Source organism: Bacillus sp. LR--39, assembly GCF_053613335.1.
This window is the reverse complement of sequence record NZ_JBSIOT010001342.1, coordinates 1-568: the sequence shown is the minus strand read 5'-3', so window position 1 is coordinate 568 and position 568 is coordinate 1. Positions and strand designations below refer to the sequence as shown.

Annotated in this window: 1 protein-coding gene; it reads right to left on the bottom strand. The window is 50.5% G+C overall.

Going from position 1 to position 568, the window contains the following annotated elements; genetic code table 11:
• Positions 1–239: 239 nt before the first annotated feature.
• Positions 240–568, bottom strand: a 329-nt coding sequence (locus ACWHAR_RS30375) for a DUF418 domain-containing protein (protein WP_452088846.1), incomplete at its 5' end; no start/stop codon positions are given.

Genomic DNA, 568 nt, shown 5'->3' with positions numbered 1-568 from the left:
TAAACACATCCCCATTTCTTAATATTTTCAAATTGTAATAAGAGAAAAGACGATACAAGGGTGAGGGGTCTTAGCTGGATTTCATTTATAGATAAACAAAGGCCTGTAGAACTTTTGGTTATACAAGTTTCCTCGGACTCTGGTTCAGCATGAACTCATCCACTGCATATTCCTCTCGACAGGCTAAAATCCTGAAGGAGCTGCCTCTCGGTTCCTTCAGGCAACATGTTGAAGACCGCCTATCTCAGTCTCGCCGGTCCCGTGACGGGTCCCAAATTGCTGAATGCCCGGTCAAAGCGTCGCATCGCTGTCTCGAGCGGACCGGTAGGAAGCCGTGCAATCAGCCACCCTGTCACCGTCGCCACGGCCGCGACGAACAGATCACCGAATGGAATTGCCCCGATATCATACTTGGCCCCCGAGATTTCAAGAGCCCATATGACAACAAACTGAGCTGCATACATCGTCAACGCTACACGTCCGACTCCCGCGAACGGCTTTAGCACTGCAGAAATCTTCTGCGGCACGAGACATACCATTCCTAGAACCAGAAAGGCAGCCCCAAGCC